Consider the following 25371-nt stretch of genomic DNA (forward strand, 5'->3'; position numbering starts at 1 on the left):
TGCGTAACTTTAGTCCGAACGGATGTGGCAGAGACGGCACCTAGTACGCAAGATGGTCACCGTGTCAGCAGGCCGCCATCGCATGCGTTCGAAACTCCACCTAGCCGCCGCCGCCGCAACGGTCGGGGTGCTCGTCGTCACGACGGGCGCGTGGTTCGGCTATCGGGAGTTGATCCAGCCCAGCTGCTCGGGGGAGATCCGGCTCGCCGTGGCGGTCGCCTCCGAACTCGCGCCAGCGGTGGACGCGGCGGCGTCCCAGTGGGTGAAGGACGGCGCGGCGGTAGGCCCGACCTGCATTCGGGTCGACGTTTCCGCGTCCGACCCGGTCGACGTCGCGGCCGTGGTGGCGGCCAAGCACGGCGCGGTGCTCGCCGGCGTGGGGCAGGCCAGCGGCACCGCCGTCAGCCCCGACGTCTGGGTGCCCGACTCCTCGACCTGGCTGCTGCGGTTGAAGAAGGACGCGACGGCGTTCGCTCCGACCAACGGCGCGTCCATCGCGCGCAGCCCGATCGTCGTCGCGATGCCCGAGCCGATCGCCACCCGGCTCGGCTGGCCGGACAAGAAGTTCAACTGGACCGACCTGCTCAAGCAGGTCAACAGCAGCACGCCGCTGCGGACCGGGATCGTCGAGCCGACCCGCGACGCGGCGGGCCTGTCCGGACTGCTCTCGCTGACCGCCGCCGCCAGCGCGGCCGGCGGCGACGCCCAGCGCAACACCGTCGGCGCGCTGCGCGCACTGGCCACCGGCCGCTCCTCGCTCCGCAACGACCTGCTGGCCCGTTTCCCCACTGCCAACGACTCCACGTCCATCGCCAGTGGTCTCGGTGCGGCAGCCCTGTCCGAAGAAGACGTGATCGCGTACAACAGCAAGAAGCCGCCGGTGCCGCTCGCCGCGCTCTACATGGAGCCGGCGCCGATGCCGCTGGACTACCCGTACGCGGTGCTGCCCGGCATCGAGCCGAGCAAGGCGTCGGCGGCCAAGGTGCTGTTCGAACTGCTCACCAGCCCGACCTTCCGTAACCGGCTCGCCGCGCAGTCGCTGCGTGCGCCGGACGGCAACTGGGGCGAGGGTTTCAAGGCGCCGCAGGGTGCGCCGAGCCCGGCCGGCGGCGCGCCCACCGCACCGGCGAACGGCGGCACCGCAGCGGGTGGCCTGGACCCGGCCGCCATCCAGCGGGTCGTCTCCAGCTGGTCGATCGCCACCCAGTCCGGTCGGATGCTCGCCGTCATCGACGTCTCCGGCTCGATGAAGGAGCCGGTGCCCTCCGCCAACAACCGCAGCCGGGAGGAGGTCACTGTCGACGCGGCCCGTCGTGGCCTCAGCCTCTTCGACGACTCCTGGTCGATCGGTCTGTGGACCTTCTCCACCCAGCTCGTCGGCAACCGGGACTACCGGGAGCTGGTCCCGATCGGCCCGCTCTCCGGCCAGCGCGGCCAGTTGGAGGGCGCGCTCGCGACCATCAAGCCCTCCAGCGGCGACACCGGCCTCTACGACACGATGTTTGCCGCGTACCAGGCGGTCCAGGAAAACTGGCAGCCCGGCCGGGTCAACTCGATCGTGCTGTTCACCGACGGCAAGAACGAGGACGACAACGGTCTCAACCAGCAGCAGCTGCTCGGCAAGCTCAAGCAGGCCGCCGACCCGGAGCGGCCGGTCCAGGTCATCATGATCGGTATCGGTGAGGGCGTCAGCAAGGCGGAGCTGGAGTCGATCACCAAGGTGACCGGTGGCGACGTCTTCGTCACCAAGGATCCGAGCGAGATCGGCAGCATCTTCCTCAGCGCCATCGCGCGGCGCCCGCCAGCACCCCGCTGATCCGACGCTCAGCGGTCGAGGAGCCTGCCACACCCGTCGATCCGGTGTGGCAGGCCCCTTTTCGGCCCGCCAGTTGTTGAAGAAAAGTGACGGCAATACGTCGGAAGCAATCGGCAGTCATAGTTGTCAGGGCAGGATGTCGACTGTTCCGGCATGGTCGGTCCGCCTCCGGTCCGACCCGTTGGCCGGGGCCATCCTGTACAGAGTGGGAGGGCCGGTGAGCGTGGCGACACTGTTGACCCCCGCCACGTCGGCGGAGCCCGATGGTCAACGCACCGGGCTGCTGGCACGAGCCGACGAACGGTCCTACGTCCGGGTGCTGGTGGTGCTGGACACCACCATCCTCATCATCGCGTTGCTGATCGGGTACGTCACCCGTTTCGGTGAGGGCGAGCCGACCGGCTCGGAGATCCCGTACGTGCTGGTCGCCCCCGGGTTGGTGCTGGCCTGGCTGATCTCGCTCAAGGCCCTCGGCTGCTACGACGACCGGGTGATCGGCTACGGGGCGGACGAGTACCGGCGGGTCAGCTCCGCCAGCCTGCGCCTGGCCGGGGCGATCGCCATCATCGGCTACATCGCCGACGTCGGAGTCTCCCGGGGCTTCCTGGGCATCTCCTTCGCGGTGGGCACGGTCGGGCTGGAGGTGGCCCGGTTCGCCGCCCGCAAGCGGCTGCACCGGGCCCGCTCGCTCGGCGCGGGCTGGTCCCGGAAGGTGCTGGTGGTCGGCGACACCGCCCACGTGTTGGAGTTGGTCCACACGTTGCGTCGCGAGCCGTACGCCGGTTACCAGGTGGTGGGCGCCTGCATCCCGGACGCGCTGCTCGCGCCGGTGGCGCAGCGGCTGGGTGACGTGCCGGTGGTGGGGTCGTTCCGGGGCATCCCGGAGGCCGCCACCGCGATCGGCGCGGACACTGTCGCGGTGACCGCCTCGGGTGAGCTGACCGCGACCCGGCTGCGTCGCCTCGGCTGGCAGTTGGAGGGGACCGGCGTCGACCTGGTCGTGGCACCCGCGCTGACCGACGTCGCCGGCCCGCGGATCCACACCCGCCCGGTCGCCGGACTGCCGCTGATCCACGTCGAGGCGCCCGAGTTCCGCGGCGTTCGCAAACTGGTGAAGGGTTTCGTCGACAGGTCCGTCTCGTCGCTGGCGCTGGCGGTGCTGCTGCCGCTCATCGCGTTCATCGCCCTGGCCATCAAACTGGACAGCCGGGGTCCGGTGCTGTTCCGGCAGGTCCGGGTCGGTCGGGGCGGGCAGGAGTTCGGCGTGTTCAAGTTCCGCACCATGGTGGTGAACGCGGACGCGCTGCTCGCCGAGTTGGCCGCCCGCAACGAGACCGACGGCCTGATGTTCAAGATGCGCCACGACCCCCGGGTGACCCGCGTCGGCCGGCTGCTGCGCAAATGGTCACTGGACGAGCTGCCGCAACTGGTCAACGTGCTGCTGGGGCAGATGAGCCTGGTCGGGCCGCGCCCGCCGCTGCCCTCGGAGGTGGCCCGCTACGACGGTGACGTGGCCCGGCGGCTGCTGGTCAAGCCCGGCATGACCGGCCTGTGGCAGGTCAGTGGCCGCTCCGACCTGAGCTGGGAGGACGGCATCCGGCTCGACCTCTACTACGTGGAGAACTGGTCCCTCACCGCCGACCTCACCATTCTCTGGAAGACCTTCGGCGCGGTGCTGAACGGCCGCGGAGCGTACTGACCACAGGTCACGGCTGCGGGCCGGTCCAGTCCAGGCAGACGACCACCGCGTCGTCGACCAGGTCACCGGCCACGAACGCGCGCAGATCACCGATCAGCGACCGGACCGCGTCCAGCGGTGCCATCGGCCCGGTCCGCCGTAGGAACCGGTCCAGTGCCGTCTCGCCGTAGCGCATGTGCTGACCGGTGGCCTCCACCACCCCGTCGCTGACCACGAAGACCCGGTCGCCGAGTTCCAGGGGGAACTTCTGCTCGTGGTAGTCGGTCGCCTCGAACATGCCCAGCGGGAACTGCGCCTCCAGCGGCTGCTCGCTGACCTCGCCGCCGCGGAGCAGGACCAGTCGGGGCGACCCGGCGTCCACCACTGTCATCATCCCGGAGCGCAGGTCCAGCTCCATCAGCAACGCCGACAGGTGCTGCTCGCCCCGGTACAGGTCGTAGATGGCCTGATCGGCGAGGGCGGCCTGGTCGGCCAGGCTCAGCCCGGCCCGTCGCGCGTTGCGCAGCGCGTGGGTGGCCAGCGAGGTGAGCAGGGAGGCAGCCACGCCCTCACCGGTGCCGTTGATGGTGGACAACCAGAGCCGCTCCCCGTCGTCAGACCAGTCGAAGCCGTCGCCGCGCACGGCGTACGCCGGCTCCAACTGCCCGGCCAGGCTGAACGAGGGACGGATCCGGCTGCGGCCGGGAAGCAGCTCCCACTGCATCTCGGCGGCCAGGGTGAGGCGTTGGGTGCGCCGAGCCGCCCGGTAGACGTCGGTGCCGGCGGAGACCGCCGCCACCTCGTGCGCGAGCGCGGTGGCGACCTCGGCCAGCGCGTTGACGACCTCCTGGTCGTCCGGCACGGGCGACAGGCGCAGCACCCCTCGGCGCTCGCCGCGCATTGTGACCGGCATCCAGGCGACGCCGTCGGTCAGTAGCGGCGACTGGTGGTCGAAGGCGCGCCAGGCGGGGTGCCCGGGGCTCGTGATCGAGTCACCGTCGGTGAGTGGCAGCAACTCCGCGAGCCGGTAGTCGACCTGGTACAGCTCAACGTCGGTGATCCCGTACGACCCGGCGAGCACGTCCCCGATTCCACCGACGAGCCGGTCAGCTGGTGTCTCGTTCAGGGCACGTCGTGCCCGATCGACCGGTTTGCTCATCGTCACTCCCTCGCTGAAAGCTCGACCACCAGTGGGTTCGGAGTACTCTCGGGCCACCATGGCCGAACTGAACCGTCCGACGGACCCCGAGACGAGTATGGCTGCCGCGCTGGACGCGGCGGCCGCTGCCCTGCTCGGGATCTGGGAATCTGCCCGGGAGGGGACCGCCAACCGGGTCTCCGGTGCCCAACTACGGGCAGTGATGGTGGTGGAGCAGGCCGACGGGATCAACCTGCGTCGGCTCGCCACCCGACTCGACATGCTGCTCAGCTCCGCCAGCCGCCTCTGCGACCGGCTGGTCGCCGCCGGCATGCTGGAGCGCGAGCCGGGCCGCTTCGACCGGCGGGAGATCTCGCTGCACCTCACCCCGGAGGCCCGCCGGCTCCTCGCCGAGCTACGGGCCAACCGCCGGGCCCAACTCGACGCCGTGCTGACCGGGATGAGCCGGGAGGGCCGCGACGCGCTGCTGCGCGGAATGCGGGAGTTCGACGAGACCGCGCGTCGCCAGCAGGAGCAGCGGCCGGCGACGCCCGGGGAGCCGCCGGGCCCGGGGGACTGGCCGGACGGCCCGGACCAGCCCGGTGGGCGGTCGGGGGACTGGTCGGTCGATTCGGCGCGGCAGACCCGTGGGTTGTGGGCGGGCGCCGCTGGCGGTCCGGATCCGACGGCCGGCAGCACCCGGGAGTGGCCGGCCGGCGACCCGCCGGTGGCACGTACCGCCTGACCAGGCCGGTCGGTCGCCGTCGGTCAGGCCGGTCGGTCGCCGTCGGTCAGGCCGGCGTCGACGCGCCCACGGCCAGCATCGCGATGTCGTCGTGGGCCTGCCCGTCCAGCCAGTCGTCGACCTCCCGCAGCACCCGGTCGATCAGCGCGGCCGGTGGCTGCCCGGCCGCCGCCACGAGCGCGGCCCGCAGCCGGGCCTCACCGAACATCGCCGTGTCGCGCGGTCCGCGCGCCTCGGTCACCCCATCGGTGTACGCGAGCAACACGTCGCCGGGATCGAGGTGCACCCTCGCCTCGGCGAACCGGGCGGCGGTCAGCGCCCCCACCGGCATGCCACCGACCGGGACGGTGGTGACAGTGCCGTCGGCGGTGACCAGCAGTGGCGCCGGGTGCCCTCCGCCGGCGATCCGGATGTCCAGTCCGGTGGGCCCGCGGTCCAGGGAACCGAGCAGCACTGTGGTGAACTGGCTGCGACGCGCGGCGTCCGGCGCGTCGAACAGCGCCTGGTTGAGCAGGCGGATCAGCTCCAGGGGGCGTCGCTCGACGAGCCGCAGCGTCTGCAACGACTGGCGGACCCGGCCGGTCAGCACGGCGGCGCCCACGCCCTTGCCGCACACGTCGCCGAGCGCGAACAGGGCGCCCTCGGGGTGCGGGAACACCTCGTAGAAGTCCCCGCCGATGCGCAGGGTGTCGCCAGCTGCCCGGTAGCCGCCGGCCATCGTCACGCCGGGCACGGCGGGCAGCTCGGGCGGGAGCAGACTGCTCTGCAGCACCTGGGCCAGGTGGGCCTGCTCACTGTGCAGGTCGGCGGTGGCCAGCGCGGCACCCGCGCGGGCGGCGAACTCCCGGGCCAGCTCCACGTCGCGTGGTTCGAAACCGGCCCGCCCGGGCCGACGGATGAGCAGCAGGGCGCCGGTCGACTCGCTGGCGTTCAGCAGGGGGCTGGCCAGCACCGCCCCCGGGGGGCCGAACCCGGGCGGCAGCAGGTCGGCCAGGTCGGTGAGCGGGGCGTCCGGCCAGCGGCCCGGCTCGGCGCGGTCGCCGGCCAGCGCCTCGGCGAGACCGGGCACGGCGCTGGCCAGCGCGGGACCGGCCAGCCCGGTGACCGGGGCCGGATCACCGTCGGCGTACCGGATCCACCTGGCGTGTGGCTCGGCTGGCGCTGTCGGTCGGGGCAGTGCCACGGCGACGTCGGCCAGGTAGGGGACGGCGAGTGTGGTGGCGAACAGGAGGACCTGGTCCCGGTGCAGGGCCAGCGCCAGCCGGCTGCCGGCCCGGGCGAGGAACGCGGTGCGGGAGCGTTCGGCGAGCAGGGCGTCGGCGCGGGCGTGCTCCTCGGTGACGTCGCGGACATACCACGCCCACCGGGAGCCGGCGAGTTGGCGCCGGACGCCACGCAGTCGCCGGCCGTGGTGGTCGGCGTCGAAGCGGTCGGCGCCGGTGACGACCGCCCGGGCCAGGGCCGCCACCGGGCAGTCGGCCAGCCCGGTGCCGGCCTCGATCTCCGGGAGCAGCTCGGCCGCCATGGCGTTGACCAGGGTGACCAGGCCGGTCCGGTCCGTCGTCAGCACGGCCTCGGCGAGCCCGTCGAGCAGCTCGCGGGCCAACCGGTCGTCGGCCGGCAGCGGGGTGCCGCCGGGTTGCCGGGTCGTGGTCACCGCCGGACGCCAGCTCGCGTCTGGCGACGTGTGCGCATGCTGCTTCTCGACTCCTCACCGGGGATCGTTGCCTGAGTGCAAGGGTACCGATCCGTGCCGACGGGGGCGCGGGGGCGGCGATCAGCCGGAGCGGGCCAGCCAGCCGGCGGGCTGGGCGATGATCCGGCGGGCCACCGAGCCGGCGGCCCCCACCGCTGCGGCTTCCGCACCGAGCGTCGACGGCCGGACCGTTACCGGCGACCAGGCGGCGGTGAGCACCCGGGCGTCGATCTCGGCGAGGACCGGGGGGCACAACCAGGGTGCGAGCGCGGCGTAACCGCCACCGAGCACCACGGTGTCCAGGTCGAGCAGGTTGACGACGCCGGCCACCGCGACGCCGAGCGCCGTTCCGGCCTCGTGCAGCGCCCGCAGCGCGTCGCCGTCACCGGCCTCGGCCAACTCGGCCAACCGGGCGGTCGCGGTGTCCGCGGGAAGCTCCGCCCGGGCCAGCCCGGCGGCGGACACGATCGCCTCCTGGCCGGCGTACTGCTCCAGGCAGCCCTGCCCGCCGCAGCGGCACGGACGGCCCTCGGGGTGGACCGGGAGGTGCCCGATCTCACCGCTCCACCCGCGTACGCCGCGGAACAGCGCGCCGTCCAGCACGATGCCGGCGCCGATGCCCACCTCCCCGGAGATGTGCAGGAAGCTGGACGGGCCGGGTGGTTGCGAGTGCAGCTCGCCGAGCGCGGCGAGGTTGGCCTCGTTGTCCACCGTCAACGCGGGGACCCCGGGCACCTGCTCGACCAGCGGAGGGTGCTCGGCGAGCAGCGCGGGCACCGGCACGTCGGACCATCCGAGGTTCGGCGCGAGCCGGACCAGCCCGTCGTCGTCCACCAGGCCGGGCACCGCGAGCGCGGCCCCGACCAGGGTGAGGCCCTGGTGGGCGGCGTCGTCGCGGGCTGCCCCGGCCATCTCGACCAGGTGGGCCAGGGCGTCGGCGGGGGCCACCGGACGCAGGTCGGCCCGGTGCACGGTGCGGTGCCGCACCTGGCCGGTGAGGTCCACCACGCAGACCGCCAGGTAGTCGACGTTGACCTCGAGGCCGAGCCCGGCCGGCCCCTGTTCGGCCAGGACCAGCCCGCGCGCCGGCCGGCCGGCGCCCGAGCGGGGCGCGGGGTCGGACTCACTGACCAGCCGACCGCCGAGCAGGTCCTCGACGACAGCGGAGACGGTGGCTCTGGTCAGGCCGGTGGCGGTCGCCAGGTCGGCTCGGGAGGGGGGTCGGTCGGCCGCGGCGATCCGACCGAGGACCAGGGCGAGGTTGAGCTCGCGCAGACTGCCCTGACGGACTGCGCCGGCCGGGGCGTGGGTGAGGCTCACCCCTTGACAGTGCCATAGGGTGGGCAAATAATTCAATCGCTGAACAAATACCTGACACCACCACCCCGGAGGTCGCTCATGGCACCCCGTCCCACCCCCGCCGACAAGTTCTCCTTCGGGCTCTGGACCGTGGGCTGGCAGGCCCGCGACCCGTTCGGTGACGCCACCCGCCCCGAGCTGGACGCGGTCGAGGCCGTGCACCGGCTCGCCGAGCTGGGCGCGTACGGCATCACCTTCCACGACGACGACCTGATCCCGTTCGGCGCCGACGCGGCTTCCCGTGACCAGCACATCGCCCGGTTCCGCAAGGCCCTCGACGAGACCGGCCTGGTGGTGCCGATGGTCACCACCAACCTCTTCACCCACCCGATCTTCAAGGACGGCGGCTTCACCAGCAACGACCGCGACGTCCGCCGCTTCGCGCTGCGCAAGGTGCTGCGCCAGGTCGACCTGGCCGCCGAGCTGGGTGCGGGCACCTTCGTCATGTGGGGTGGCCGCGAGGGCTCCGAGTACGACCTCGCCAAGGACGTCCAGGCCGCCCTGGACCGCTACCGCGAGGCCGTCAACCTGCTCACCCAGTACGTCATCGACAAGGGCTACAACCTGCGGTTCGCGCTGGAGCCCAAGCCCAACGAGCCGCGCGGCGACATCCTGCTGCCCACCATCGGGCACGCGCTCGGCTTCATCTCCCAGTTGGAGCACCCGGAGATGGTCGGCCTCAACCCGGAGGTCGGGCACGAGCAGATGGCCGGGCTCAACTACGCCCACGGCATCGCCCAGGCGCTCTGGCAGGGCAAGCTGTTCCACCTGGACCTGAACGGCCAGCGCGGCATCAAGTACGACCAGGACCTGGTCTTCGGCCACGGTGACCTGATGAACGCGTTCGCCCTGGTGGACCTCCTGGAGAACGGTGGCCCGAACGGTGGGCCGACCTACGACGGTCCCCGGCACTTCGACTACAAGCCGTCGCGTACCGAGGACATGGACGGCGTGTGGGCGTCCGCGGCGGCCAACATGAGCACGTACCTGCTGCTCAAGGAGCGCGCGGCGGCGTTCCGTGCCGACCCCGAGGTGATCGAGGCGCTCGCCGCCAGCAAGGTCGGCGAGCTGAGCACGCCGACGCTCGGCGACGGCGAGGGCTACGAGGAGTTCCTGGCCGACCGGTCCGCGTTCGAGGATGTCGACGTGGACGCTGTCGCCGCCCGGGGCTTCGCCTTCGTCCGGCTCAACCAGCTCGCCGTCGAGCACCTGCTCGGCGCCCGCTGAGGCCCCGCCATGCCGTTGGTCGCAGGCGTTGACTCGTCCACCCAGTCCTGCAAGGTGGTGATCCGGGACGCGGAGACCGGTGCCCTGCTCCGGCAGGGCCGGGCACCGCACCCGGACGGCACGGAGGTCGACCCGGAAGCCTGGTGGCAGGCGCTGCGCAGCGCCGCCGACCAGGCCGGCGGGTTCGCCGACGTGGCGGCGATCTCCGTCGCCGGCCAGCAGCACGGCATGGTGTGTCTCGACGAGGACGGCCGGGTGGTCCGCCCGGCGCTGCTGTGGAACGACACCCGATCCGCCGACGCCGCCGCCGACCTCATCGAGGAGGCCGGCGGCAGCGCGGCCGGGCGCCGGTTCTGGGCCGAGGCGACCGGCAGCGTTCCGGTGGCCAGCTTCACCCTGACCAAACTGCGGTGGTTGGCCAGGCACGAGCCGGAGCTGGCGGCCCGGGTGGCCGCCGTCTGCCTGCCGCACGACTGGTTGACCTGGCGGCTGGCCGGCGCACCGGGGTTGGGCGCGCTGCGTACCGACCGGGGCGACGCCAGCGGCACCAGCTACTGGTCGCCGGCCACCGATGACTACCGACTGGACCTGCTGGAGCAGGGCTTCGGTCGGCGGTTGGTGGTGCCCGAGGTGCTCGGTCCGGCGGAGTCGGCGGGAAAGCTCGCCGACGACCTGGGCGGGTCGGGTGGGGCGCTGCTCGGTGCGGGCACCGGGGACAACGCCGCTGCCGCGCTCGGTGTCGGTGCCGGGCCGGGTGACGTGATCGTCTCGATCGGCACCTCCGGCACCGTGTTCAGCGTCGCGGACGTGCCGGCGGGCGACGAGAGCGGCGCGGTGGCGGGCTTCGCCGACGCGTCAGGTCGTTTCCTGCCGCTGGTCGCCACGCTCAACGCCGCCCGGGTGCTGGACGCCGCCGCCGCGATGCTCGGCGTCAACCTCGACGAGCTGGCCCAGCTGGCGCTCTCCGCCCCCGCCGGGGCGGACGGGCTGGTCATGGTGCCGTACCTGGAAGGTGAGCGGACGCCGAACCGGCCGCTCGCCACCGGCGCGGTGCACGGGCTGACCCTGCGCACCTCGACCCCGGCGCACCTGGCGCGGGCCGCCGTGGAGGGCATGCTCTGCGCGCTCGCCGACGGCCTGGACGCGTTGATCGCGCAGGGTGCCGTCGCCCGCCGGGTCATCCTGATCGGCGGCGGAGCCCGGTCGGCCGCGGTCCGTCAGATCGCCCCGCAGGTCTTCGGCTGCCCGGTCGTCGTCCCGCCGGCCGGCGAGTACGTCGCCGACGGGGCCGCCCGACAGGCCGCCTGGGTCGCCCTGGGCGGTGCCGCGCCGCCGACCTGGGCGGTCGAGGGCACCGAGGAGTACGCGGCAGCGGCCGTTCCCGCCGTCCGCGACCAGTACGCCGCGGCCCGCGGGTTGGTGCTCGACCGACGCTGAGCGTCGCGATCTGTGCGGGTGGCCGCCGGTCGACGGTGACCGGCGGCCACCCGCGTGACGCGCGCCCGCACGGAGTCTGGTTGGCTGCCGGTCATGACGGTGACCAGTGGCGGGCCCGGCCTGCGCGCGCACGGTCGGGGCGGTGGGCCGGCGCACCGCTTGTACAGCGTCGTGGTGTTCGTGCTGCTCGCCTCGCTGGACAACGTGGCGATCGGGCTGGTCCCCCCGCTGTACGGCCCGATCTCCGACGCGTTCGACGTGTCCGGGCGGCTGCTCGGCGTGGTCACCGCGGTCAGCTTCCTGGTCAGCTCGGTCGCGGCCGTCGGCTGGGCGTACGTCGGGGACCGCACCAACCGCAAGCCGCTGCTCATGGTGGGCACGTTGCTCTGGGCGGCGGGCACCGGCGGTAGCGCGCTCGCCGGCGGTTACCTGACGTTCCTGTCCGCGCAGCTGGTCGCGGCGGTCGGCCTCGGCGCGGTCGGCTCGGTGGGCTTCTCCGTGGTCACCGACCTGATCTCGCCGACCCGGCGCGGGTTGGTGATGAGCTTCTGGGGCCTCTCCCAGGGCATCGGCACCCTCGCCGGCACGCTCGTCGGCGGGCTGCTCGGGGCGGCCGACTGGCGGCGGCCGTTCCTGCTGTTGACCGGCGTCGGCCTGGTCGCCACCCTCGCCTACTTCTTCACGTACGACATCCGACGGGGCCAGAGCGAGCCGGAACTGGCCGGCAGGCTCGACGCCGGTGCCGAGTACGACTACCGGATCAGCCGCGCCGACCTGCCGCGCATCCTGGCCCGGCGGACCAACCGGTGGCTGATCCTGCAGGGGCTGACCGCGCAGGCCGCGTTCGGCTCGTTGGTCTGGCTGCCGGTGCTCTTCGCCGAACGGGCCGAGGCCCAGGGCTACTCGACGTCCACGGCGGTGGTGGTGGGCAGCGTGTTCGCCACCCTGTTCCAGCTCGGCGGGGTGCTGTCCATCGTGGGTGGGTTGATCGGCGACGCGGTGCAGCGGCGGACACCGCGGGGGCGCGCACTCGTCGCCTCGGTCGGCATCCTCGCCGCGCTGCCGTTCTACCTGGTGTTGTTCTTCGTCCCGGTGACCATCGACGTGCCGGACGGCGCGAGCGGCGGCGCGGTGGTCGGCGCGGTGCTGGCCAGTGTGTTCACCGAGCCGTCGGTCGGGCTGAGCCTGCTCACCGCGATCGTGGCGCTCGCGTTGACCTCGGCCAACTCGCCGAACTGGTTCGCGTTGATCGCCGACGTCAACCCGCCGGAGCACCGGGGCACTGTCTACAGCCTGGGCAACCTCGTCAACGGTGTCGGTCGCGCGGCCGGCAACGGGCTGGTCGGGGTGGCCTTCCAGGCGCTGCGAACGGCATTCCCGCCACCGTTGAACTTCGCCGTCGGGTTGGCCGCGTTCCAGCTTTTCTTCATCCCGACCGGTGTCATGTACTGGCTCGCCTCGCGGACCTCACCGGCGGACATCGACAACGTGCACGACCTGCTCCACAACCGAGCCGACCGCCTCTGACACCCCAGCACCCCGCCCCGCGCACCTGACTCCGCGCGCCAACCTGAAGATCGCGCTACTTCCTGGTTTTAGTCGCCTCCTGGCGGACGGAGGCCACTAGATCGTGGAAGTAGCGCGATCTTGAGGTTGGCGAGGTGCAGGCGGGCGTGAATCGTTTACGACATCAGCTCCAAAGCGGGCCGTCGCGCACCGAGCGGCCCGCCCGCACCGCGTGGCCGGGGCGGGCCGGTCGGCGCGAGATCAGCCGCGCAGCCAGACGGTCACGTCGGTCGGGACCGCGCCGTCGTCGTCCAGCGCCGCGCTGGCGACGAGCACCTCGGCGCCGGCCGGCACCGGTACCGGGGCGGCACCGAAGTTGGTCAGCACGGTCAGCTCACCGTTGCGGAAGCTCAGCACCTCGTCGCCGGAGGACAACCACTCCAGGGTGCCGCGGCCCAGCTCGTGGGCACGGCGCAACCGCAGCGCCGTGCGGTACAGCTCGTACGTCGAGCCGGGCACGTCGCGCTGGCGGTCCAGCGCGTACTCCGCCCAGAGCGCGGGCTGCGGCAACCAGCTGGCGTCGGTCGGCCCGAAGCCGTACGACGGGGCGTCGGCCTCCCACGGGATCGGCACCCGGCAGCCGTCCCGGCCGCGCTGGGTGTGCCCGCTGCGCGCCCAGGTCGGGTCCTGCCGGGCCTCGTCGGGCATCGTGGTGTGTTCGGGCAGCCCCAGCTCCTCGCCCTGGTAGAGGTACGCCGAGCCGGGCAGCGCGAGCATCAGCACGGTGGCCGCCCGGGCCCGGCGCAGACCGAGTGCGGCGTCGGGTTGCGGGTCACCGATACCGATGCCGTTGGGGCGTACGGTGCCGACCGGCAGGCCGAGCCGGGAGGCGTGCCGCACCACGTCGTGGTTGGACAGCACCCAGGTGGTCGGCGCGCCGACCGAGTCGGTCGCCTCGAGCGAGCGGGTGATCACCGCGTACTGGGCCGGTGCGGTCCACGCCGCGAGCAGGTATTCGAAGTTGAACGCCTGGTGCATCTCGTCCGGGCGGACGTAGCGGGCCAACCGCTCGGCCGGTTCCACCCAGGCCTCGGCGACCAGCACCCGCTCGCCGGGGTAGCTGTCCAGAACCTGCCGCCACTGCCGGTAGATCTCGTGCACACCGTCCTGGTCCCACATCGGCGGGCGGGGCTTGTCGATCTCGTTGCCGGAGAGGATCTCCTGGGGCTCCTGCCAGTCGGCCAGGTCGGCCTGCTTGATGAGGCCGTGCGCCACGTCGACGCGGAAGCCGTCCACCCCGCGGTCCAGCCAGAACCGCAGCACGTCGAGGAACTCCGCGTGCACCTCCGGGTTGTCCCAGTTGAGGTCCGGCTGCCCGGTGTCGAACAGGTGCAGGTACCACTGGCCGGGCTGCCCGTCGGCGTCGACAGTGCGGGTCCAGGCCGGACCACCGAAGACGCTCTGCCAGTCGTTCGGCGGCTGGTCGCCGTCCGGGCCTCGGCCGTCCCGGAAGATGTACCGGGACCGTTCCGGGCTGCCGGGCGCGGCCGGCAGCGCGGCCTGGAACCAGCGATGCGCCGACGAGGTGTGGTTCGGCACCAGGTCGACGATCACCCGCAGGTTGCGGGAACGGGCCTCGGCGATCAGCTTGTCCGCGTCGGCGAGGGTGCCGAACAGCGGGTCGATGTCGCGGTAGTCGGCCACGTCGTAGCCGGCGTCGGCCTGCGGCGACGGGTAGAAGGGAGAGAGCCACACCGCATCCACGCCCAGCTCGACCAGGTGGTCGAGGCGGGCGGTGATGCCGGGCAGGTCACCGATTCCGTCCCCGTCCGAGTCGGCGAACGAGCGGGGGTAGATCTGGTAGATGGCGGCCTCGGTCCACCAGCCGGTGGCCGGTTGGTCGGAGGAGGTCTGCTGCGTCGGGTCGGTGTTCAGGGTCGTCTCCCGTGTTGCGGTGTGTTGATTTCAATGTGCCCGGGGCGGCGCTGTCGAATCCCGCACCACCAACCGGGTGGGCAGGACCACCGGAGTGTCGCAACCGGTGCCCCGTTGACTGACGACAGGGTTCGGCGGTCGGGCCCCGAGCGGGTCGAGCAGCATCTGTGCGGCGAGCCGGCCCTGCTCGGCGGCGGGCTGGGCGACGGTGCTGAGCCCGAGCACACCGGCCAGGTAGTGGTCGTCGATACCGACCACGCTGACGTCCTGCGGCACCCGCAGCCCGACGTCGCGCAGGGCGGTCATCGCGCCCATCGCCATCTCGTCGCAGGCGGCGACGATCGCTGTCGGCGGCTCGCCGCGGGCCAGCAGTTCGGCGGTGGCCCGGTTGCCGCCGTCGATGGTGAAGGTGGACTCGATGTCCAGGGTCGGGTCGGGTCGCAGGCCGGCGGAGCGCAGCGCCGCCTGGTAACCCCGCCGTCGGTCGAGGTGGGTGGTGAAGGCCAACTCGTCGTCCGGGTCGCCGGAGATGTGGGCGATCCGGTGGTGGCCGAGGTCGATCAGATGCTTGGTGGCGACCCGCGCGGCGGCCACGTCGTCGATGCGTACGCACGGCCAGTTGGGCACCCTGCTGCCCGAGCTGATGGTGACTCCGGGCAGGTCCAGCGTGGCCAGCGCGGTCAGGTCGGCCGGACGCAGGGGCGTGGCGACCAGCATGATGGCGTCCACCCGCTTGTGCAGGTTGGCCGTCCGCAGGACCCGCTGGCGGACCTGTTCCCGGCCGCCCAGGTTGTAGAGCAGCAGGTCGTAGCCGGACTGGTGGAGGTATTCCTCGACCGCTTCGACGACGGTGCTGAAGAACCACCGGGTGATGCGGGGAACGACCACCGCGACAGTGCCGGTGCGACCACCGGCGAGCCGGGACGCGCTCGGTGAGACCTCGTAGTCGAGCTGTTCGGCGGCGGCCAGTACCCGGCGCCGGGTGGCGGCCGAGACCGTCGGCAGCCCCCGCAGGGCCCGTGAGACGGTGGCCGTGGAGACCCCGGCCAGTCGGGCCACATCATCGATCCTCGTCACGGTTACCCCCGCTCGGTGCCCGGTGCCCGCCGCCGCCCGAGGGGCCAGGCGACGGCGGGCGCGCGGTCAGCCCTTGACGCTGCCGGCGAGCAGACCTCGCACGAAGAAGCGCTGCAGGGACAGGAACACGATGAGCGGTACGACGATCGACACGAACGCACCGGCGGTCAGCCGCTGCCACTCGTTGCCCCGGGTGCCGGCCATCTCGGCGAGCTTGACGGTGAGCGGGGCGGTCTCGTTGCCGCCACCGGCGAAGATCAGCGCGACCAGCAGGTCGTTCCAGACCCAGAGGAACTGGAAGATGCCGAAAGCCGCCAGCGCGGGGGTGATCAGCGGCAGCACGATGGTGCGGAAGATCTTCGGGTGGGTGGCCCCGTCGACCCGGGCCGCCTCCATCAGGTCCCCGGGCAGCTGCGAGATGAAGTTGTGCAGCAGGAAGACGGCGAACGGCAGCGCGAAGCAGGTATGCGCGAACCACACCTGGGCGAACTTCTGTTCGTCGACCAGGTCCCACGCCGGCATCAGGGTGACGCCGCCGAGGCTGACGCCGGTGGAGAAGAACTTCAGCAACGGCACCAGGGCCATCTGCAACGGCACGATCTGCAACGCGAAGATCGCGATGTAGACCCAGTCCCGGCCGCGGAAGTTGATCCACGCGAGCGCGTACGCGGCGAGGCACGCGAAGGCGAGCGGGAAGAGCACCGACGGGATGGTGATCGCCAGCGAGTTGATGAAGGAACCGGCGAGCTGCCCGGAGGACGCTGACCGCCCGAACAGGACCTGCTCGTAGTTCTCGAAGGTGAACTGCGGGTTGGTGAAGGCCGTCCACCAGCCGGTGGTCTTGATCTCGTCCTCCGGGCGGAGGGAGGAGACGAGCAGGCCGAAGGTCGGGATGGTCCAGAGCACCGCGATGACGATCGAGACGAGCGTCGCGGTGCGGCTGTTCAACCGCTTGCGGACCCGGCCGGCCGCGGTGGTCGGGGTGCCGTCGGTCTTCTGGGTGCCGACGGCGACGGTGGGCGTTGCGGTTGTCATCTCAGCCCTCCCGCTGCTGACGGAGGTTGCGGATCTGGTAGATCACGACCGGGATGACCAGGATGAAGAGGAAGACCGCGAGCGCGGAGCCCTGCCCGTTCTGGCCGTACCGGAACGCCTGGTTGTACATCTCGCTGGCGATCACGCTGGTGTCGTAGTTGCCGTTGGTCGAGGTCCGGACGATGTCGAAGACCTTGAGCGTGGCGATCGTGAGCGTCACGACCACGACGATCAGCGCCGGCCGGATGCTCGGCATGGTGATCCGCCAGAACATCTGCCACGGGCTGACGCCGTCGAGCCGGGCGGCCTCCACGATGTCACCGGGGATCGCCTTGATCGCGGCGGAGAGCACCACCATGGCGAAGCCGGCCTGGATCCAGACCATGATGACGATCAGCAACAGCGTGTTCAGCGGCGATTCCAGCAACCACTGCTTCGGCTCGCCGCCGAGGCTGACGACGATCTGGTTGAGCAGACCGATCTGGTCGCCCTCGCCCCGATAGGCGTAGACGAACTTCCAGATGATGCTGGCGCCGACGAAGGAGATGGCCATCGGCAGGAAGATCAGTGACTTGGCGACCGCCTCGAACCGGGCCTTGTCGACAAGTACGGCGTAGATCAGGCCGAACCCGGTCGCCACCAACGGGACCAGGACCACCCAGACCAGGGTGTTGATCAGAACCCGGACGATCGAGTCGTCGGAGAACATCCAGCTGTAGTTGCGCAGTCCGACCCAGTTGGTGCTGCTTCCATCCATCAGGGAGAGCAGCGTGGTGCGAATGGCCGGCACGACCAACCCGACCGTGAGCAGTAGCAGCGTCGGCAGCAGGAAGAAGAGCGCGAAGAGTCCCTCCCCCTGCTTGCGTCGGCGGGGGAGCGGGGCGCCGCTGGCGGACGCGGCGACGAGCTGCGCCTCCCGACGGCGGGCGAACCAGGCCGGCACCACGTCGAGAAGCAGGAGCAGACCGCCCACCACCGCGACGAAAGCGATCAGCCCGTACATCAGCATGAGGAACTTCGGCTGCTCCTCAGCGAAGTCGAACTCCATCGACCCTCCCAGGTCCAGCTCCGGCGGTGGGCCGGCCCCCAGGTGCCGACCGGCCCACCGCTCAGATCACTTCCAGCTGCTCTCGATGCCCTGGAGCACCGACGCGGTGTCCTTGCCGTTGATCCACTCGACCATGCCCTTCCAGAACGTCCCCGCGCCGACCGCGGCCGGCATCAGGTCGGATCCGTCGAAGCGGAAGACGCCGGTCTTGTCCTGCAGGATCTGGACGGAGAGCTTGTCGATCGGGCTGGCGACGTTGGCGATGTCCAGCTTGTTGTTCGCCGTGACCCAGTTGCCGAGCTTCGCGCGGCTGTTGACGTACTCGGCCGAGGCGAGGTAGGTCTGCACCGCCTGCACCTCGGGGCGGTCGGCGAAGCCGACGACGAACTCGCCCGCGCCGAGCACCGGCTTGCCCTTGGCCGTGTCGATGGCCGGGAAGTAGAACGCGAAGGCGTCGCCGTCCTCGGCCACCTTGGTGCCCTCGGGGAACTGGTTGGCGTAGAACGACGCCTGGCGGTGCATGGCGCACTTGCCGGTGGTGACCGGCAGGCCGGCCTCACCGAAGGCGGTGGTGCCGATGCTCTTCACCCCGCCGAAGCCGCCGTTCATGTACTTCTCGTTCTTCAGGATCGTGCCGGCCCGGTTGACGGCGTCGACGATCCGCGGGTCGTTGAACGGGATGGCGTGGGTGGTCCACTGGTCGTAGACCTCGGGGCCCTGCGTACGCAGGATGACGTCCTCGATCCAGTCGGTGGCCGGCCAGCCGGTGGCGTCACCGGACTCGATGCCGGCGCACCACGGCTTGATGCCGCTCGCCGCGATCGTGTCGCTGAGCTTGATCATGTCGTCCCAGCTGGTGGGGACGGTCCAGCCCTTCTCCTTGAAGAGCTTCGGCGAGTACCACACGAAGGACTTCACGTTGGCGCCGAGCGGCACACCGTAGAGGGTGCCGTTGACGGTGCCGTACTTCAGCCAGTCGGCCGGCATGTTCTGCTCGGCCATCGTCTTGGTGTCGGCACCGAGGGACTTCAGCTTGCTGGCGTCGGCGAACCGCTTGACCAGGCCCGGCTGGGGCACGAAGGCCAGGTCGGGCGCGTTGCCGCCGTCGACCCGGACCGGGAGCTGCGCCTCGAACTCGGCGTTGCCCTCGTAGTCGATCTCGATGCCGGTGCAGTCCTCGAACGTCTTCCAGGAGTTCCTGAGCAGATCGGCCTCGGCGTCACGGATGGACGCGTAGATGGAGACCTTCTTGCCGTCGTGGCCGTCGTACTTGTCGTATGCGGCGCACTCCGCGGAGCCCGCGTTGCTGCTCTTCTTGTCGTCGCCGGTACCGCAGGCGGTGGCGCTGAGCGCCAGCCCGAGTACGCCGGCGATCACGAAGGCCTGGCGTGGTCTGGTGAAGACCGCCATGCCGTCCTCCTTCCTAGCCGGCGCGGTCTCGCTGGTGACCCGTCGCCGGTCCGATTGGGCGTGCACACATGTAAGCGCTTGCATCCGGCTGGGTCCACCCCCTGCCAGACACGACCGAGTAACAATCCGGAAACCTGCCGGCTGCCTGGTGGGCGCGCTCCCGGGGCACGCTTCGGACTCTTTCGAAGAGTGACGATATCTGTCAGGCTGATGCCTACGCATCGAAGGTTTTCGACATAGGAGGAGCTGTATGCGAAAGCGGTGGATCAGCCTGCTGGTGACGGGTCTCTTGGTCGGGGGAGCGCTGGCGCCGGCGACGCCCGCGCTGGCCGCGCCGACCTTCAGGGTGCCCTTCCCGTGCGGGCAGACCTGGTCCGGGCAGACCCGGTCGGATCACAGCCCGGCGTACGCCATCGACTTCAACCGCACCGACGACGCCGGCGACCCGGTGGTCGCCAGCGCCCCCGGCACCGTCGACCGGGTCACCGACCTCGGCGGCACCAGCTACGGCAAATACGTCCGAATCAACCACGGGGGCGGTTACAGCACCTACTACGCGCACCTCAGCGGCTTCAACGTCTCGGTCGGGCAGACGGTCGGGTACGGCAAGGTGGTCGGCTGGGTCGGCAGCACCGGGGGATCGACCGGCCCGCACCTGCACTACGAGCAGCGCCTCAACGGTGCCGACATCCAGGTCCGCTTCAACGGCAGCCTCGCGCTCTACTGGGGCACCAAGAGCTACACCAGTGGCAACGGGTGCTCGTCGGGCAGCGGCAACGGCACCGTCGACACCAGCGGCACGCCGCTGACCGTTCGCTCCGGTCCCGGCACCGGGTACGCCTCGGTGGGCACCGTCGCCGATGGCACCCGGGTGACCATCGCCTGCCAGACCAGTGGCACGAGCGTCACCGGCACCTACGGCACCAGCACGATCTGGGACCGCATCGGCGCCGGGCGGTTCATCGCCGACGCGTACGTCTACACCGGTTACGACGGTTACATCCCGAACGTCCCTCGCTGCTGAGGCAGCGGACGGCCGGTCTCCGGCGGGCGAGCGCCCGCCGGAGATCCGCCGGTCAGGCGTTCAGCCGCCAGATCGACAGGTTCAACGCGGCGGCGAAGGTGACCCACGCCCAGTAGGGCAGCATCAGCGCGGTGGCGACCCGGGAGACCCGGGTGAACAGCAGCACGGTGAGGCCGATCGCCAACCACATCAGCACGATCTCGGCGAACGCCAGTCCGTACTGCCCCGCGCCGAAGAACAGCGGGGTCCAGATGGCGTTGAGGACCAGTTGGGCGGTCCAGGCCCAGAGTGCGGGGGAGAAGCCGACCCGTCGCCACACCAGCCAGCCGGCCACCGCGATCAGTGCGTACAGCAGCGACCAGACCGGGCCGAACAGCCACGAGGGCGGCGCCCAGTCGGGCTGCCGCAGGCTCGCGTACTCGTCGGTGGTGCCCTGCACGCCCAGCCCGCCGATGGCGGCGGCGATGAAGACCGCCACCCCGAAGCCGACGAGGGCCCACCACTGGCGGCGGCCGGAGGTCCTCGGGGCGTTCTGAGATGTCTCCATAGTCAAGATGTTTCCGCGGATCGGCGGTGGCAAACCGCCGGACACGAAAGCGCCGGGATCGCTGCGACCGGTGCCTCTGTCGGGAGGACGAAGCTCCGGTCGCGGCGACCCCGGCGGGTCCCGGTGTTACCGATGATGAGCGCTAATTGAAGATGCTGACACCACCCGGGCCGACCAACAGCCCGACGACGATGAGGACGATGCCCCACAGGATCTGCCGGCGGAACAGCGCGAGGATGCCGGCGACCACGAGTACGACTGCGAGAATCCAGAGAATCAGCTCCATGACCTCTGACTACCCGACTGGCCGATCGGGGAAACCTGGTCGGTGTCGAGTTGATCGCCAACGTGGAAGACGCTGTACGCCTGCTTGATCACCGGGTGTGCGACGTTGCGGACGCGTACCCCACCGGGGGTCGTGCCGCGCTCGGTCCCGGCGTGCGCGTGCCCGTGCACGGCCAGTGCCGTGGGCGCCGAGTCGATCGCCTGCCCCAGCTGGTACGACCCGAGGAACGGGTAGATCTCCAACGGTTCACCGGCCAGTGTGTCCGGCACCGGCGAGTAGTGGGTGAGCGCCACCAGCATGTCGCAGTCCAACGAGCGCAGCGCCGCACCGAGCCGGTCCGCGCTGTCGGTGGTGGTGCGGACGAACGCCTTCATCTCCGGCTCGCCGAAGTCACTCGCGCACCGGCCGGCGAACCCGCCGCCGAAGCCCTTCACGCCGGCGATGCCGAGACGACCACCAGCGCAGTCCAGCACGACGCCGTTGCCCTCCAGCACGGTGATGCCCGCGTCCTCCAGTACCTTGACCACCTGCGGCACCTGGTCACACTGGTGGTCGTGGTTACCCAGCACGGTCACCACCGGCACTGCCAACCCACCGAACTCCGTTGCCACGCAGCGCGCCTCGGCCTCGGTGCCGTGCCGGGTCAGGTCCCCGGCCAGCAGCAGCACGTCGGCACACTCCGGCAGCTCCTCCAACGCCGGTCGGAACCGACCGACGACGTCCTCGTCCAGATGCACGTCGCCCACGGCGGCGATCCGGATCACCATGGAACCTCCCTCAGGGCAGTTGCTCGATCTCCGTGGGCGCCTGCGCGCGGATCACCCCGATGTCGCTGGTGACCGGCACGTCCGGAAAGCGCTCCGACACCAGACGCAGGATCTCCTCCCGCCGGTGCGGGCTCTCCACCTCGCCGTAGAGCACGAGGGCGCGTTCCCGCCGGATGACGGTGATCCCCTGTTCGGCGACGGCGGGGTCCTCGACGAGCAACCGTTGGATCTCCGCTTCGACGTACTCGTCCGGTGGCCCGGTGTCGATGTCGCGATGGTGGGTCACGATGTCCCCTCTCCTGGTTGGGTGCCGGCGGCCGGCACCACCTCCAGCCGGTCCAGCAGCACCAGGAACGCCTCGGCGTACGGCGAGTGCTGCGTCTCCTTGCGTACCCGTTCCCAGTCGATCTGCTCCCGCAGCGAGCGGGCCAGCGGCAGGCCGCGGGCGAAGTCGCAGTAGTGCTGGGAGAAGCTGAGCAGTTTGTGCACCATCAGCTGGGTGGCGGACAGCACCGGCATGTGAATCGCGTCCACCGGCCGGATGACGGTGTCGGCGAACGTCTCCTCGGTCACCGGCGTCTCGATCGGCCGGTGGATCAGGTCCACCATCCGGCCGTCGTCGAAGACCTTGACCAGCCAGTCCTCCGGTGGGCGCTCGGCGACGAAACCGGCGGCCACCAGGGCCTGCAGCGCCTGTTCCACGTCCACTTCCCGGATCAGGAAGTCGACGTCGTGATCGCTGGAGTGGCCTCCGTGGGCGTAGACGGCAAAGCTGCCGCCCAGGGCGAACGGAATCTCGGACTGCTTGAGCACGGCGGCGACCTTCTTGAGGGTGTGCACAAGACTCTCGTCCCCGCGCTCAGCCATCTGGTTCCTCCGTCGTCGTGTTGGTGGACCGGCGGTTGGATTTCAAAGTCCGGTACCCGGCATTCCGGTCGGCCACACCTGCCGGTGTCGCGGTCGGGTGTCAACAGGGATGAAGCATGACAAACCTCGCGGGGCGGGTGCGTCGGTCGGATAATCTGTGGAGAGTGGCCAGATCATCGGGGATGCGACGACGCAAGGCCCGGTTGCGCACTGTCGCCCTGATCGGCATCGACGGTTCCGGCAAGACCACCCAGGCGCACCGGCTGGCCGACGCGCTGACCGCCGCCGGGCGCCCCGCCAGGTACCGGCGCAACGCCAGTGGCCGGCGCTGGCTCGCCCGGCTCGCCCACCGACTCGGCCGGCCCGACGCGCAACGGCTCGTCGGGCGCGACGGCGTGCTGGCCGTGGAGTCGGTGCTGCGCTGGCTCGCCATCGCGATCGCCCTGATCAGCTGTCTGCTCACCGGCCGGACGGCGGTGATGGACCGCTACTCGGCCTGCCAGTACGCGAGCATCCGGGCGCACGGCGGGCAGCGCTGGGAGCGGCTCGCCCGGGCCGGCTACCGGTTGTTCCCGACGCCGCAGGTGACCTTCCTGCTCTCCGTCGACCCGGCGGAGGCATACCGGCGCATCGAGGAACGCGGCACCGATCACGAGACGATGGGGTGGCTGACCGCCGCCGACACCGCCTACCGGGCGCTGCCCGAGTACCCCACCTTCGTGGTGGTGGACGCGGGCCGCCCGGCCGAGGAGGTGACCGAGCAGATCCAGGCGCACCTGGAGACCTGGCTGCCGTCGTCCGCGCCGGCCGGGGACGACCTGGGGTCGGTGGCGGCTCAGGCCCGCCCGTAGACCGGAACGGTGGCGCCGCTGGTAGGGGCGGACTCGTCCGACGCGAGGAACCGGATCACCGGCGCGATCTCGGCCGGGGTCACCCAGCGGGAGTGGTCGGCGTTGGGCTGCGCGGCCCGGTTCGCCGGGGTGTCGATGACGCTGGGCAGCACGGTGTTGCACCGCACGTGCTGCGACCGGTACTCCACCGCCACCGCGTTGGCGAAGGCCAGCACCGCCGCCTTGGCCGTCGAGTAGCCGGCCGCGCCGCGGAACGGGGCGATCGCCGCGCGGGCCGAGACGCAGACCACCGCGCCGCCGCCGGACGCCACCAGGTGCGGCAGCGCGGCCCGGGTGACCAGGTAGGTCGGCCGCAGGTTGACGGTGAGCATCCGTTCGAACTCCTCGACCGGGGTCTCGTGCACCAGCCCGCCGCTGGCGTACCCCCCGACCAGGTTGACCACCGCGCGCAGCGGCGCCGCCGGTTCGCCGAGCGTGGCCTCGACCGCCCGCGCCGCACCCGCCGGGTCGGCCAGGTCCGCGACCACCGGGACCACCCCCGCTGCCGCCGGCTCCGATCCGGGCCGGGCTTCCCGCTGCGGTACGACCACCCGCCAGCCCGCCTCGACGAACGCGGTGACGACCGCCCCGCCGAGCCCGCCGGGACCTCCGGTCACCACCACGCTGCGCTCCGCCATACCCCCCACGCTAGCCCCCATCCACCCCCACCCCACGCTCCCGCCCCCGCCACCCCTGCGTCGATCATGAAGTTGTTGCCGTGACACGCCGGGCCTGAGTGGCAACAACTTCACGATCACCGTCTGCCGTGGGCAGAGGGGTTGGGCTGGTCGGGTGTTGGGGGCGCAGGATCGCTGCATGCGGATCCTCATCCTGGGTGGCACCCAGTTCCTCGGCCGGGCGACGGCCCGGCTCGCCGTCGAGCAGGGCCACGAGGTGACCTGCGCGGCAAGGGGAGTGTCCGGTGTCGTGCCGGCCGGCGCGCGGTTCGTCCCGGTCGACCGCGATGATCCGCAGGCGCTCGTCCCGCTGGCCGACGCGGGCTTCGACGCCGTGATCGACGTGACCCGCCAGATCAGTCACGCCCGGCACGCGCTCGCCGCGCTCGCCGACCACGTCGGCCACTGGTCGTTCGTGTCCACGATCTCGGTGTACGCGGACAACACCACCCCGGGCCAGAGCGTCGCGGACGCGCCCGTGCTGCCGGCCGCCCCGGCGGACGTGGACGGTCCGGTCGGCCCGGATCACCGCTGGTACGGCGAGTGCAAGGTGAGCATCGAGGAGCTGGTCCGGGAGCGGATGGGGGTGGACCGTTCGTTCATCTGCCGGCCCGGGTTGATCGTCGGCGCCGAGGACCCGAGCGACCGTTTCCCGTACTGGGTGCGGCGGCTGTCGGCCGGTGGTGAGGTGCTGGCCCCCGGAGCGCCGACCGACCGGGTGCAGTTCGTGGACGTCGCCGACCTGGCGGGTTGGTTGCTGCACGCCGCCGGCACCCGCCTCGGTGGCACGTACGACGGCATCGGACCGGCGATGACCCGGGCGGACCTGCTGGCCGGGGTCGCGGCCGGGCTGGACCTGGCAGAACCCGCCCTGACCTGGGTCGATCAGGAGTTCCTGATCTCCCACGACGTCCGCGAGTGGTCGGGGGAGCGGGCGCTGCCGCTGTGGGTGCGACTGCCGGAGTACGGCGGCCTGATGGACCGCGACGCCCGACCCTCTCTGCACGCCGGGTTGGCGGTCCGTCCGCTGCCGGACACCGTTCGGGCGACCGCGTCCTGGATGGCAGCGCATCCGGCCGCCGTACGGCAGGGTGGTCTCGACCCGGCGGATGAGGCGGTGGTCCTGGGGGAGTGGCAGGCTGTGCGGGACCGGTGATCCCGGCTGCCGACACTTTTCCCTACCGGACAGTCATAGTTGACGCTCAC

General features: G+C 71.4%; 23 protein-coding genes. 9 read left to right on the forward strand and 14 right to left on the reverse strand.

Annotated features, from left to right (window positions below):
- Positions 1-61: 61 nt before the first annotated feature.
- Both KBX26_RS18525 and KBX26_RS18530 read left to right on the forward strand, forming a co-directional pair.
- Positions 62-1816: a substrate-binding domain-containing protein gene (locus tag KBX26_RS18525; RefSeq protein WP_210865989.1), complete on the forward strand. Its 1755-nt coding sequence runs from the start codon at positions 62-64 to the stop codon at positions 1814-1816.
- A gap of 217 nt (positions 1817-2033) precedes the next feature.
- Positions 2034-3515 carry a sugar transferase gene (locus tag KBX26_RS18530; protein WP_030333273.1) on the forward strand — a complete coding sequence of 494 codons (1482 nt, stop codon included), beginning with the start codon at positions 2034-2036 and terminating at the stop codon, positions 3513-3515.
- 7 nt (positions 3516-3522) lie between these two features.
- Here the strand turns inward: KBX26_RS18530 and KBX26_RS18535 are convergent, their stop codons facing one another.
- Entirely contained in the window at positions 3523-4653 is a 1131-nt protein-coding gene (locus KBX26_RS18535; RefSeq protein WP_030333275.1) for a PP2C family protein-serine/threonine phosphatase, read from the reverse strand.
- Positions 4654-4711: 58 nt separating this feature from the next.
- On the opposite strand from KBX26_RS18535, the gene KBX26_RS18540 reads away from it, so the two are divergent.
- Positions 4712-5377, forward strand: a complete 666-nt coding sequence (locus KBX26_RS18540; RefSeq protein WP_245233658.1) for a MarR family winged helix-turn-helix transcriptional regulator — start codon at positions 4712-4714, stop codon at positions 5375-5377.
- Between the two features lie 46 nt (positions 5378-5423).
- Here KBX26_RS18540 and KBX26_RS18545 read toward each other — a convergent pair whose 3' ends face one another.
- Both KBX26_RS18545 and KBX26_RS18550 read right to left on the reverse strand, forming a co-directional pair.
- On the reverse strand, positions 5424-7034 hold the full coding sequence (locus KBX26_RS18545) for a PP2C family protein-serine/threonine phosphatase (protein ID WP_307857849.1): 1611 nt from the start codon (positions 7032-7034) through the stop codon (positions 5424-5426).
- Positions 7035-7154: 120 nt separating this feature from the next.
- Entirely contained in the window at positions 7155-8393 is a 1239-nt protein-coding gene (locus KBX26_RS18550; RefSeq protein WP_210865990.1) for an ROK family transcriptional regulator, read from the reverse strand.
- A gap of 78 nt (positions 8394-8471) precedes the next feature.
- Here KBX26_RS18550 and xylA point away from each other — a divergent pair, with 78 nt between their 5' ends.
- The 3 genes from xylA (at position 8472) to KBX26_RS18565 (ending at position 12623) form a co-directional block, all read left to right on the forward strand.
- Positions 8472-9659, forward strand: coding sequence for a xylose isomerase (gene xylA, locus KBX26_RS18555; RefSeq protein WP_030333283.1), 1188 nt, complete (start codon positions 8472-8474; stop codon positions 9657-9659).
- Between the two features lie 9 nt (positions 9660-9668).
- The gene (gene xylB, locus KBX26_RS18560) at positions 9669-11096 is read left to right on the forward strand and encodes a xylulokinase (RefSeq protein WP_210865991.1); all 1428 of its coding nucleotides are present in this window, start codon (positions 9669-9671) and stop codon (positions 11094-11096) included.
- Between the two features lie 93 nt (positions 11097-11189).
- A complete protein-coding gene (locus KBX26_RS18565; protein ID WP_030333287.1) occupies positions 11190-12623 on the forward strand; it encodes an MFS transporter in 1434 nt (477 codons plus the stop codon).
- A gap of 240 nt (positions 12624-12863) precedes the next feature.
- On the opposite strand, the gene KBX26_RS18570 is transcribed toward KBX26_RS18565, so the two are convergent.
- From KBX26_RS18570 to KBX26_RS18590, 5 genes are all read right to left on the reverse strand, one after another.
- Positions 12864-14537, reverse strand: a complete 1674-nt coding sequence (locus KBX26_RS18570) for a glycoside hydrolase family 13 protein (RefSeq protein WP_210866038.1) — start codon at positions 14535-14537, stop codon at positions 12864-12866.
- Between the two features lie 30 nt (positions 14538-14567).
- Entirely contained in the window at positions 14568-15614 is a 1047-nt protein-coding gene (locus KBX26_RS18575; RefSeq protein ID WP_030333290.1) for a LacI family DNA-binding transcriptional regulator, read from the reverse strand.
- A 66-nt stretch (positions 15615-15680) separates the two neighbouring features.
- Positions 15681-16649, reverse strand: coding sequence for a carbohydrate ABC transporter permease (locus tag KBX26_RS18580; protein ID WP_210858888.1), 969 nt, complete (start codon positions 16647-16649; stop codon positions 15681-15683).
- Position 16650: 1 nt separating this feature from the next.
- Positions 16651-17697: a carbohydrate ABC transporter permease gene (locus KBX26_RS18585; protein ID WP_030333294.1), complete on the reverse strand. Its 1047-nt coding sequence runs from the start codon at positions 17695-17697 to the stop codon at positions 16651-16653.
- Between the two features lie 66 nt (positions 17698-17763).
- Complete coding sequence (locus KBX26_RS18590) at positions 17764-19107, reverse strand: ABC transporter substrate-binding protein (protein ID WP_030333296.1); 1344 nt, start codon at positions 19105-19107, stop codon at positions 17764-17766.
- Positions 19108-19357: 250 nt separating this feature from the next.
- On the opposite strand from KBX26_RS18590, the gene KBX26_RS18595 reads away from it, so the two are divergent.
- Positions 19358-20131, forward strand: coding sequence for a M23 family metallopeptidase (locus KBX26_RS18595; protein ID WP_210858889.1), 774 nt, complete (start codon positions 19358-19360; stop codon positions 20129-20131).
- A gap of 52 nt (positions 20132-20183) precedes the next feature.
- On the opposite strand, the gene KBX26_RS18600 is transcribed toward KBX26_RS18595, so the two are convergent.
- The 5 genes from KBX26_RS18600 to KBX26_RS18620 all read right to left on the reverse strand — a co-directional run bounded on the left by KBX26_RS18600 (position 20184) and on the right by KBX26_RS18620 (position 22598).
- Complete coding sequence (locus tag KBX26_RS18600) at positions 20184-20678, reverse strand: TspO/MBR family protein (protein ID WP_210858890.1); 495 nt, start codon at positions 20676-20678, stop codon at positions 20184-20186.
- A gap of 142 nt (positions 20679-20820) precedes the next feature.
- Complete coding sequence (locus tag KBX26_RS18605; RefSeq protein WP_007464364.1) at positions 20821-20964, reverse strand: GPGG-motif small membrane protein; 144 nt, start codon at positions 20962-20964, stop codon at positions 20821-20823.
- Complete coding sequence (locus tag KBX26_RS18610) at positions 20955-21731, reverse strand: metallophosphoesterase (protein WP_030333302.1); 777 nt, start codon at positions 21729-21731, stop codon at positions 20955-20957. The genes KBX26_RS18605 and KBX26_RS18610 overlap by 10 nt, the downstream gene beginning before the upstream one ends.
- Before the next feature lie 10 nt (positions 21732-21741).
- On the reverse strand, positions 21742-22017 hold the full coding sequence (locus KBX26_RS18615; protein ID WP_030333304.1) for a hypothetical protein: 276 nt from the start codon (positions 22015-22017) through the stop codon (positions 21742-21744).
- Positions 22014-22598: a nucleotidyltransferase family protein gene (locus KBX26_RS18620; RefSeq protein WP_030333306.1), complete on the reverse strand. Its 585-nt coding sequence runs from the start codon at positions 22596-22598 to the stop codon at positions 22014-22016. Before KBX26_RS18620 ends, KBX26_RS18615 begins: the two co-directional genes overlap by 4 nt.
- Before the next feature lie 182 nt (positions 22599-22780).
- Between KBX26_RS18620 and KBX26_RS18625 the strand changes: the two genes are divergently transcribed.
- Positions 22781-23449 (forward strand): thymidylate kinase, encoded by a 669-nt coding sequence (locus KBX26_RS18625; RefSeq protein ID WP_156057602.1) that lies wholly within the window; start codon positions 22781-22783, stop codon positions 23447-23449.
- Here KBX26_RS18625 and KBX26_RS18630 read toward each other — a convergent pair.
- Positions 23434-24126 carry an SDR family NAD(P)-dependent oxidoreductase gene (locus KBX26_RS18630; protein WP_210865992.1) on the reverse strand — a complete coding sequence of 231 codons (693 nt, stop codon included), beginning with the start codon at positions 24124-24126 and terminating at the stop codon, positions 23434-23436. The two genes, KBX26_RS18625 and KBX26_RS18630, sit on opposite strands and share 16 nt — an antisense overlap.
- Positions 24127-24304: 178 nt before the next feature.
- Between KBX26_RS18630 and KBX26_RS18635 the strand changes: the two genes are divergently transcribed.
- Positions 24305-25321, forward strand: coding sequence for an NAD-dependent epimerase/dehydratase family protein (locus tag KBX26_RS18635; RefSeq protein ID WP_210865993.1), 1017 nt, complete (start codon positions 24305-24307; stop codon positions 25319-25321).
- The last annotated feature ends 50 nt before the right edge of the window (positions 25322-25371 follow it).

Origin of the sequence: Micromonospora sp. C97 (genome assembly GCF_018070385.1) — a bacterium.
Lineage (GTDB): Bacteria > Actinomycetota > Actinomycetes > Mycobacteriales > Micromonosporaceae > Micromonospora > Micromonospora parva.

Excerpts from the sequence above, each read along its gene's own strand:
- KBX26_RS18535 (WP_030333275.1), bottom strand. The coding sequence starts at position 4,653 with ATGAGCAAACCGGTCGATCGGGCACGACGTGCCCTGAACGAGACACCA.
- KBX26_RS18540 (WP_245233658.1), top strand. The coding sequence starts at position 4,712 with ATGGCCGAACTGAACCGTCCGACGGACCCCGAGACGAGTATGGCTGCC.
- xylA (WP_030333283.1), top strand. The coding sequence starts at position 8,472 with ATGGCACCCCGTCCCACCCCCGCCGACAAGTTCTCCTTCGGGCTCTGG.
- xylB (WP_210865991.1), top strand. The coding sequence starts at position 9,669 with ATGCCGTTGGTCGCAGGCGTTGACTCGTCCACCCAGTCCTGCAAGGTG.
- KBX26_RS18565 (WP_030333287.1), top strand. The coding sequence starts at position 11,190 with ATGACGGTGACCAGTGGCGGGCCCGGCCTGCGCGCGCACGGTCGGGGC.
- KBX26_RS18580 (WP_210858888.1), bottom strand. The coding sequence starts at position 16,649 with ATGACAACCGCAACGCCCACCGTCGCCGTCGGCACCCAGAAGACCGAC.
- KBX26_RS18585 (WP_030333294.1), bottom strand. The coding sequence starts at position 17,697 with ATGGAGTTCGACTTCGCTGAGGAGCAGCCGAAGTTCCTCATGCTGATG.
- KBX26_RS18590 (WP_030333296.1), bottom strand. The coding sequence starts at position 19,107 with ATGGCGGTCTTCACCAGACCACGCCAGGCCTTCGTGATCGCCGGCGTA.
- KBX26_RS18595 (WP_210858889.1), top strand. The coding sequence starts at position 19,358 with ATGCGAAAGCGGTGGATCAGCCTGCTGGTGACGGGTCTCTTGGTCGGG.
- KBX26_RS18600 (WP_210858890.1), bottom strand. The coding sequence starts at position 20,678 with ATGGAGACATCTCAGAACGCCCCGAGGACCTCCGGCCGCCGCCAGTGG.
- KBX26_RS18605 (WP_007464364.1), bottom strand. The coding sequence starts at position 20,964 with ATGGAGCTGATTCTCTGGATTCTCGCAGTCGTACTCGTGGTCGCCGGC.
- KBX26_RS18610 (WP_030333302.1), bottom strand. The coding sequence starts at position 21,731 with ATGGTGATCCGGATCGCCGCCGTGGGCGACGTGCATCTGGACGAGGAC.
- KBX26_RS18620 (WP_030333306.1), bottom strand. The coding sequence starts at position 22,598 with ATGGCTGAGCGCGGGGACGAGAGTCTTGTGCACACCCTCAAGAAGGTC.
- KBX26_RS18625 (WP_156057602.1), top strand. The coding sequence starts at position 22,781 with ATGCGACGACGCAAGGCCCGGTTGCGCACTGTCGCCCTGATCGGCATC.
- KBX26_RS18630 (WP_210865992.1), bottom strand. The coding sequence starts at position 24,126 with ATGGCGGAGCGCAGCGTGGTGGTGACCGGAGGTCCCGGCGGGCTCGGC.
- KBX26_RS18635 (WP_210865993.1), top strand. The coding sequence starts at position 24,305 with ATGCGGATCCTCATCCTGGGTGGCACCCAGTTCCTCGGCCGGGCGACG.